The following is an 8,916-nucleotide window of genomic DNA, read 5'->3' as shown; positions in this document are numbered from 1 at the left end:
CAGCGCCTGCCGAAAGCGCACCAGGTTGGTCGGGTCGCACGGCAGACGCGGCTGGAAATACTCCTCGCCGCAGAAAAACTGGAAGTACACGTCCTGCGCCCAGCGCTCGCACACCGTTTCGTCACTCTCGTTGTAGGCGTGCTTCAGGTACAGCAGACCCACCATCAGCCGCATAGGCAGGCGCGGACGTCCAGCGGCACTGACGCCACCGGCAAATTCCAGCGAGTTCGAGCCAAACAGGTCAACCGCTTCGCCTACCCGTCCATCGCGTGAGCGTCGCTCAAACAGGGGAGCAAGCGTCGTTTCGATTGAAGCCCACGACATTTTCGTTGCCAACACGGCAAGCGGGTGACGCAGATCAATCATCGCGTCCAGACGGCTACGAAAGAAATCAGGCGTGCTCATTGGCGACCACTCCGAAACTCCCAGAATCTTGATCAGATCGATATTCGTTCTGGGAGTTCTTTTACCCTGCAACAAACTGCATCGCCAGGCCAGGCGGGACCTCACGAACTTCTGCAGGGCCGACTGATGATCTGCATGGCGGAGTGCAATCGGGGTTGGTGAGCGATTGTCGCATTCCGCACGCCTCGACTCAACATTATAGTAATAATGTCAAAATAACTGGCATCGCAGATAGGAATTCGACGTTTTACGTAATAATACTTTCGTAAATTGACGATTTCGACCCACCACAGCCGTGCAGAAATGGAAAACGCAGGAGGCGGCCACCGCATAACCAGTGGCCGCCTCCTGCGCAAATCCAGCTAAATCGAGGCGCCAAGCCTCACAGCGTCCGCAATGCCGAGCGCTTGAGCTTGCCGGTTTCCGTCCGCGGGAGGGCGTCGAGGAAGGCGATGAGGCGAGGGTACTTGTACGCGGCTACCGCGTTCTTCACGAAGTTCTGCAACTCGTTGACCATCGCTTCTCCCGCGCTGAAGCCGGGGCGCAAGACGACGAACGCCTTCACGACCTGGCCGCGCAGTTCGTCGGGCACGCCTGTCACGCCGCATTCGGCCACGGCCGGGTGCTGCATGAGCACCGTCTCGATCTCCGGCCCCGCGATGTTGTATCCCGATGAAACGATCATGTCGTCGGAGCGCGCCTGATAGAACACATAGCCATCGGCATCGATGGAAACGGCGTCGCCTGGCAGGTTCCAGCCGCCGCGCACGAAAGTGGTTTGCCGTTCGTCGGCAAGATAGCGGCAGCCGGTCGGGCCGCGCACGGCGAGGTTGCCGGTCACGCCGGGCGGTAAGGGCTGAAGGTTGTCGTCGAGTGCCTGTACGACATAGCCGGGTACTGCGCGCCCGATCGAACCCGGGCGCACGTCGCTACCGGCTGACGAAACGAAGATATGAATCAGCTCGGTGCCACCTATGCCGTCGATCATCTCGATGCCCGACGCTTCACGCCACAGGTCACGTGTGGTTTGCGGCAGGGCTTCGCCGGCGGAAACCGTCTTGTGCAGGCTGGAAAGATCGTATTGCGTGACGAGCGGCGCCATTTGCCGATAGAACGTGGGCGCGGTGAACACGATCGTTGCGCGAAAACGTTGGATGGTTTCGAGCAGCAGCGCCGGCGTGAGCTTTTCGATCAGCACCGTTGACGCGCCCACGCGCAGCGGAAAGCACAGCAGCCCGCCCAGCCCGAACGTGAACGCTAGCGGCGGCGTGCCGCAGAAGATGTCATCGGCCGTGGGCTTCAGGATGTAGCGCGGGAACAGGTCGCACATCGCCATCACGTCGCGATGGAAGTGCATGCAACCCTTCGGCGTGCCCGTCGTGCCGCTCGTGAAGGCGATGACGCAAACGTCGTCGCTGGCCGTATCGCATGCGGTAAATTCAGCGGATTTCGCGGCCGCGAGGCTTTCGAGCGTGCCCGAGGAGACGTCGCCCGGTGCCTCGTCATGGAAATAGCGAACCTGCTCCAGGCGCTCGCAGAAGAACTCGCCGGCGGGATCCATGCATCGCTCGATCTCATCGGCGAGGCGCAAGTCGCACAACGCCGCGCGAATTTGCGCTTTGTCCACGATCTGCTTGAGCTCCTTCGCGCGCAGGAGCGGCATGGTGGGAATCACCACGAGCCCCGCCTTGAGAGAAGCGAGAAACGCCACGGCCATCTGCAACGTGTTGGGCCCGCGCAGCAGCACGCGGTTGCCGGGTTGCAACCCCATGTCTTCCACGAGCACATGGGCGGCGCGATTGACGAGCGCGAGCAGTTCGGCGTACGTCGTCGCGTGCGGCTTCCCGTTGATCTCGGACCAGACGGCCGGGCGATCGCCACGCCCGGCCTCTACCGCGCGGTCCAGCAACTCGACCGCGCAGTTCATGCGTGCGGGATAGGCAACGTCGGGGTTGTCGAGCAGCATGACGGGCCACTGCGCCTCGGGCGGCAGGTGATCGCGTGCGAAGGTATCGACATGGGCGGTGGGTTGCATGGCGTCTCCAGCTGTCTGAGTGATCAGATCGTTTTGTTGCGTGGGCGGCGCGCGCGGGCGGATCAGGCGCGCGTGAGGCGTGCGTCGTCGGGTATCACGGCTGTCGCTTCGATTTCCACCTTCGCCTCGTCTTCCATGAGCGCAACCACCTGCACCGCGCTCATGGCGATGTCGTAGTCGCCGATCAGCTCGCGAAACGCCGCGCCGATTTCCTTCAGCGATGCCAGGTACTCCTTCTTGTCGGTGACATACCATGTCATGCGCACGATATGCTCGGGCTTGCCGCCCGCGGCGTCGAGCACGGCGACGATATTGCGCAGCGCCTGCACGGCCTGGGCGCCGAATTCGCGGCTCGTGAAGCGCGCGTTCTCGTCCCAGCCGATCTGGCCGGCGACAAAGACCTGGGTGCCCGTGGCGGCGACGCCATTGGCATAGCCGCGCGGCTTGACCCAGCCTGCGGGAAGAAGGGCTTTTTTCATGTTTCGTCCAATTCCGTAGTGGAGCATCGCGAAGCACTCGCTTACGCGGCGTTGTATTCCTTGAGCAGATCGCGCCCGACGATGAGCTGTTGCACTTCCGTTGCGCCTTCGTAGATGCGCAGCGAGCGAATCTCGCGATAGAGCGACTCGACGACATTGCCGCTTTGCACGCCCATGCCGCCCCAAAGCTGCACGGCCGCATCGATCACCTGCTGCGCGCCTTCGCTTGCGTGCCACTTCGCCATGGCCGCTTCGCGCGTCACGCTCTCGCCCTGGTCGCGCAGCCAGGCCGCGCGGTAGACGAGCAGGGCGCTGCTGTCGATGGTTAGCGCCATCTGTGCGAGCTTTGCCTGGGTCAACTGAAAATCGCCGAGTGTCTGGCCGAACATCTTGCGCGAGGCGGCGCGGGCGAGCCCTTCGGCCATCGCGCGGCGCGCGAATCCGAGGGAGGCCGCGGCCACCGAGGTGCGGAAGATGTCGAGCGTGCGCATGGCGATCTTGAAGCCTTCGCCGGCGACGCCGAGCATCTGGCTGCGCTTCACGCGCGCGCCGGTGAACCGCAGGCGCGCGAGCGGGTGCGGCGCGATCACGTCGATGCGCTCCGCGATTTCGAGCCCCGGCGTGTCGGCGTCGACGACGAACGCGCTGATGCCACGTGAGCCCGGCGCCTCGCCCGTGCGTGCGAACACCACGTAGAAGTCGGCGATGCCGCCGTTCGAGATCCACGTTTTCTCGCCGTCGAGCACGTAGTCGTCGCCCTCGGCGCGCGCGGCCAGCGCCATCGCGGCCACGTCGGAGCCCGCTTGCGGCTCCGATAGCGCAAACGCGGCAATTGCCTCGCCGCACGCCACGCGCGGCAGGTAGCGCGACTTCTGCGCGTCGCTGCCTGCCAGTGAGATCGCGCCCGAGCCGAGACCCTGCATCGCGAGCGCGAAGTCGGCGAGACCGGAGTGCTTCGCCAGCGTTTCGCGCAACAGGCAGACGGCGCGCGCGTCGATCGTGTCGCCATGGCCGCCGTACGCGGTGCCGCCCACGCCGTAGCGCAGCCAGCCGGCCTCGCCCAGCTTGCGCACGAGCGCGCGGCAGGTTGCGTCGACGTCGTCGTGCGGCACGTGCGCGAGGTGCTCGCGCGCCCAGGCTTCGACGTCAGCGGCGAGCGCGCGGTGACGCGGCTCGAAGAAAGGCCACGCGAGCGCGTCGTGCAAGTTGTTGGGTGCTGCAGCGTTCAATTCAGTCTCCCTTGAATACCGGACGCGTCTTCGCCGCGAACGCCTCATAGGCGCGGCCAAAATCGCGCGTGGCCATGCAGATCGCCTGTGCCTGTGCTTCGGACTCGATGGCCTCGTCAATGCTCATGGTCCATTCCTGATGGAGCATCGTCTTGGTGATGCCATGCGCGAAAGTCGGGCCGGCCGCGAGATCGGCTGCGAGCTTCTGCGCGTCGGCGAGCAGCGTTTCGGGGTCGCACAAGCGGTTGTAGAAGCCCCATGCGTGGCCTTCTTCGCCGCTCGCGGAGCGGCCCGTATAGAGCAGTTCGGCGGCACGGCCCTGACCGATGATGCGCGGCAGGATCGCGCATGCACCCATGTCGCAACCCGCGAGCCCCACGCGCGTGAAGAGGAACGCGAGCTTGCTGCGCGCCGTGGCATAGCGCATGTCGGAAGCCATGGCGAGAATCGCGCCTGCGCCGGCGCATACGCCATCCACGGCCGCGATGATCGGCTGCGGGCAGTGGCGCATGGCTTTCACGAGATCGCCGGTCATGCGCGTGAACATCAACAGCTCGGGCATCGGCAGGTCGATGAGCGGCGCGATAATGTCGTGCACGTCGCCGCCCGAGCAGAAGTTTTCTCCCGCGCCATGCAGCACGACGGTCTTCACGTCCGTGGCGTAGGCGAGTTGGCGAAAGAGGTCGCGTAGTTCTGCGTACGATTCGAATGTGAGAGGGTTCTTGCGCTCGGGCCGGTTGAGCGTGATGGTCGCGACGCGGTCTTCCACCGACCAGCCGAAATGTTGCGCCCGATAGCCGGTGAGCGTCACCCGGTTGCCCGCGAAGAGCGCTTCGGCGCTGGAACGTGTCGTCAAGATATGTCTCCGAGAGATTCGCGCTGCGCGGGGTTCAGCCTTCGAGGCCATTGCGCAGATGTTGTTTGAGTTCGCCGAGGCGCTCGTGCATCTTCGACTTCTCGTCGAGCGAGAGGCCGCCGAACAGCTCCACGACCCATTGCTCGTGCGCGGCCGCCATGCGGTCGAAGAGGGCGCGGCCCTCGGGCGTGAGTCGCACCACGAAGGCGCGCCGGTCGTCGGGAGCCACGTCGCGCACGACGAGGCCTTCCTTTTCGAGCTGATCGGTAATGCCCGTGACGTTGCCGCCCGTCACCATCAGGCGGCGCGAGAGCTCGGTCATGCGCAGGCCTTCGGGGTGGCGCTCGAGCTGCGCCATCAGGTCGAAGCGCGGCAGAGTCGTGTCGAACTCCGCGCGCAGGCGGCGGCGCAACTCGGCCTGCACGAGGTTCGTCGTGGTGAGCAGGCGCAGCCACAGGCGCAGGCCCATGTGGCTATCGGCGCCCGTGCTCATCTCCATGTCGACGACGTTCTCGGCAGGCTTCTCGACGCCCTTGCGCGGGACTTTCGCGCCTGTCTTCGCGGCGGTGGGCTTGCGCGTGGATGCGGGCGATGTCATGTGATTTCTCCACCGGAAACGGATATGGACTGCCCGGTGATCGCGGACGATCCGGGCGCGCAGAGCCAAAGCACCGCGTTGGCGACTTCCGCTGGCGTGACGAAACGCTGCTGCGGGTTGTGGCGCACGAGGATGCTGCGTGCCTCGGCTTCGCTGCGCGAAGTCTTGCGCGTGATCTGCTCGAGCGACGCCTGCAGCAGTTCCGTTTCCGTATAGCCGGGACATACGGCGTTCACGGTCACGCCCTGCGTGGCGACTTCGAGTGCGAGCGCGCGCGTCATGCCGATTACGCCGTGTTTCGAGGCGCAATACGCGGCCACATACGGATAGCCGACCTGGCCCGCCGTACTCGCGACATTGACGATGCGCCCGGCCTTGCGCGCGAGCATCGCGGGCAGCACCGCGCGCGTGCAGAGAAACGCGCCCGTGAGATTCACGTCGAGCATGCGCTTCCACAGCGCGAGGTCGGTTTGCGTGAACGGTGAGGCCTGCGCCTGGCCCGCGTTGTTCACGAGGATGTCGACGGCGCCGGATGCTTCCGCGGCACGCCCGAAAGCGGCGCTCACGGCGTCCTCATCGGTAATGTCGACGCTAACGCAAGCGACGTTCTCGCCGCCGCCGAGCGCCACGCGTTGAGCGTCGAGGCGCGCGGCGTCGCGGCCCATCAGCGTGACGCGCGCGCCGGCCTGCAGGAGTGCTGCGGCCGCTGCCGCGCCGATGCCGCTACCACCGCCTGTGACGACGGCATGGCGATCGTTGAGGATTGCCTGGTTCATACTCACGCTCATACGGTTCCTTCGGCACGTTGCGCGCGCTCGAGCGGCGAGAGACCTGCCGCCGCGGCGGCTGCCGCGCGTTCGCGCTCGATGTTGCGTTCGAGTTGCGTCTTGGCGGCCGTGTACTGATTCGGCCATTTGATGTCGAGGTAGCCGATGCGCGCGGCTTCGGTGAGCGTCCACGACGGGTTGGCCAGGTGCGGCCGCGCCACGGCGCACAGGTCGGCGCGCCCGGCCGCGATGATGCCGTTCACGTGGTCCGCTTCAGAAATCGCGCCTACGGCGATCGTCGCAATGCCCGCCTCGTTGCGCACGCGATCGGCGAACGGCGTCTGGAACATGCGGCCATAGACGGGTTTCTCCGCCTTGCTCACCTGCCCCGAGGAGACATCGATCATGTCCGCGCCTGCCGCCTTGAAGGCGCGCGCGATTTCGATGGCGTCGTCCGGCGTGTTGCCGCCTTCGACCCAGTCATGCGCCGAGATACGCACCGAAATCGGCTTGTCCTGCGGCCACACGGCGCGCATCGCGTTGAAGACCTGCAGCGGATAACGCAGGCGGTTTTCGAGCGAGCCGCCATATTCGTCGGTGCGCTGGTTCGTGAGCGGCGAGAGGAAGCTCGAAAGCAGATAGCCGTGCGCGCAGTGCAGTTCGAGCCAGTCGAAGCCCGCTTGGGCTGCCATTTGCGTGGAGCGCACGAATTGCGCCTCGATTTCGCGCAGTTCCTCGACGCTCGCCTCGCGCGACCATTGGCTCACGCCGGGCAGATACTGCTGCGGCGAAGCGGAGAGGAGCGGCCAGTTGCCGTCGTCGAGCGGCTGGTCGATGCCTTCCCACGCCACGCGCGTCGAGCCCTTTGCGCCGGAATGGCCGAGCTGCATGCCGATCTTCGCGTCTGACTGTCCGTGCACGAAGTCGACGATGCGCTTCCATGCCTGTAGATGCTCGGGCGCATACATTCCGGGGCAGGCGGGCGTGATGCGAGCCTCGGGCGAGACACACGTCATTTCGGTCATGACCAGCGCGGCGCCGCCCATGGCGCGCGCGCCGAGGTGCATGAGGTGGTAGTCGCCTGCCACGCCGTCATGCGCTGAGTACTGTGCCATCGGCGAAACCACGACGCGATTCTTGAGCGTGACGCCGCGCACCGTATACGGCGTGAACATGGGCGGCACCGCGCGCGTGCCGGCACCTGCACGCTGGGCGAGCCACGATTCGAAGCCGGACAGGTAGGCGGCGTCGCGTTCGCGCAGGTTTTCATGCGAGATGCGCTGCGAGCGCGTGAGCAGCGAGTATGCGAACTGCTCCGGCTCGAACTGCGTGTAGCGATCGACGTGCTCGAACCACTCCGTGGAGTTGCGCGCGGCGTTCTGGATGCGCAGCACGTCCACGCTGCGCACGTTCGTATAGTGCGTGAGCGCCGCGCGCAGATCGCCGGGGTGCGCCTCCATGCTGTTGGCGAGCTCGATGGCGTCTTCGAGCGCGAGCTTCGTGCCCGAGCCGATCGAGAAGTGCGCGGTGTGCGCGGCGTCGCCCATCAGCACGACCGGTGTCGTCTTGCCGTCGGCGGCGGTTTTCCAGTGCACCCATTCACGATTGACCACGCGCGGGAAGCGGATCCATTGCGCCGAGCCGCGCAGATGCGACGCGTTCGAGCGCAGCGCGTGGCCGTCGAGATAGCGTGCGAACAGCTTTTCGCAGAACGCGATGCTGTCTTCCTTGCTCATGGTGTCGAGGCCGGCCGCACGCCATACGTGGTCGGGGGTCTCGACGATGAACGTGGAGGTATTCTCGTCGAAGCGGTAGGCGTGCGCCTGGAACCAGCCCCATTCGGTTTCTTCGAACGCGAACGTGAATGCATCGAAAAGCTTCGACGTGCCGAGCCACACGAAGCGGCAGTCGCGCAGATCGATATCGGGCTGATACGTGGCCGCGTATTTTTGGCGCGTGGCGCTGTTCAGGCCGTCGCTCGCGATGATGAGGTCGGCGTTGGTTATGTCGTCGTCGGTGATTTGCGACTCGAACACGAGCTTCACGCCGAGCGCTTCGCAGCGCGCCTGCAGGATGTTCAGCAGCCGCTTGCGGCCAATGCCGCAGAACCCGTGGCCCGACGAGCGGACCGAGTGACCGCGGAAGTGAATCTCGATGTCGTCCCAGTGATTGAACGCGTCGAGAATTTCCGCCGCGCTCTCCGGATCGGCCGCGCGCAGGTTGCCCAGCGTCTGGTCCGAGAACACCACGCCCCACCCGAACGTGTCGTAGGGACGATTCCGTTCGATCACGGTGATCTCGTAGTCGGGGTGACGGCGCTTCATCAAGAGGCCGAAATAGAGGCCTGCGGGGCCGCCACCGATGCAAACAATGCGCATGCTCGCTCCTTCGTTCTGTCTTTCGTTCTGATTGCATGCCAGAGTAGGGCTACTTACTTTAGGTGTCAAGTAATTTGTCGAGGGGGCGGGATGACCCTGGGACCGACGACGAAACTCAGGAGAATTTGCGGAACCCTTGGCGCGCTACGGCGTCAACCCGCCATGGCGG

Annotated in this window: 8 protein-coding genes; all 8 read right to left on the bottom strand. The window is 65.1% G+C overall.

Annotated features, from left to right (window positions below):
* The coding region (locus VMJ11_RS13200) for a transposase (RefSeq protein ID WP_325619847.1) at positions 1–405 on the bottom strand (405 nt) is incomplete at its 3' end.
* Positions 406–787: 382 nt separating this feature from the next.
* Complete coding sequence (locus VMJ11_RS13195; protein WP_325619846.1) at positions 788–2,440, bottom strand: AMP-binding protein; 1,653 nt, start codon at positions 2,438–2,440, stop codon at positions 788–790.
* Positions 2,441–2,502: 62 nt separating this feature from the next.
* On the bottom strand, positions 2,503–2,919 hold the full coding sequence (locus VMJ11_RS13190) for a RidA family protein (protein WP_325619845.1): 417 nt from the start codon (positions 2,917–2,919) through the stop codon (positions 2,503–2,505).
* Positions 2,920–2,960: 41 nt separating this feature from the next.
* The gene (locus VMJ11_RS13185) at positions 2,961–4,148 is read right to left on the bottom strand and encodes an acyl-CoA dehydrogenase family protein (RefSeq protein WP_325619844.1); all 1,188 of its coding nucleotides are present in this window, start codon (positions 4,146–4,148) and stop codon (positions 2,961–2,963) included.
* 1 nt (position 4,149) lies between these two features.
* Positions 4,150–5,004, bottom strand: coding sequence for an enoyl-CoA hydratase family protein (locus VMJ11_RS13180; RefSeq protein ID WP_325619843.1), 855 nt, complete (start codon positions 5,002–5,004; stop codon positions 4,150–4,152).
* Positions 5,005–5,038: 34 nt separating this feature from the next.
* Entirely contained in the window at positions 5,039–5,602 is a 564-nt protein-coding gene (locus VMJ11_RS13175; RefSeq protein WP_325619842.1) for a MarR family transcriptional regulator, read from the bottom strand.
* Complete coding sequence (locus VMJ11_RS13170; RefSeq protein WP_325619841.1) at positions 5,599–6,378, bottom strand: SDR family oxidoreductase; 780 nt, start codon at positions 6,376–6,378, stop codon at positions 5,599–5,601. Before VMJ11_RS13170 ends, VMJ11_RS13175 begins: the two co-directional genes overlap by 4 nt.
* A gap of 8 nt (positions 6,379–6,386) precedes the next feature.
* A complete protein-coding gene (locus tag VMJ11_RS13165; RefSeq protein WP_325619840.1) occupies positions 6,387–8,747 on the bottom strand; it encodes a bifunctional salicylyl-CoA 5-hydroxylase/oxidoreductase in 2,361 nt (786 codons plus the stop codon).
* Positions 8,748–8,916: the final 169 nt, after the last annotated feature.

The organism is Paraburkholderia sp., assembly GCF_035501035.1.
In the GTDB taxonomy this organism is placed as follows: Bacteria; Pseudomonadota; Gammaproteobacteria; order Burkholderiales; family Burkholderiaceae; genus Paraburkholderia.
The sequence above is the reverse complement of the archived record's forward strand: the minus strand, read 5'-3'. Positions and strand labels throughout refer to the sequence as shown.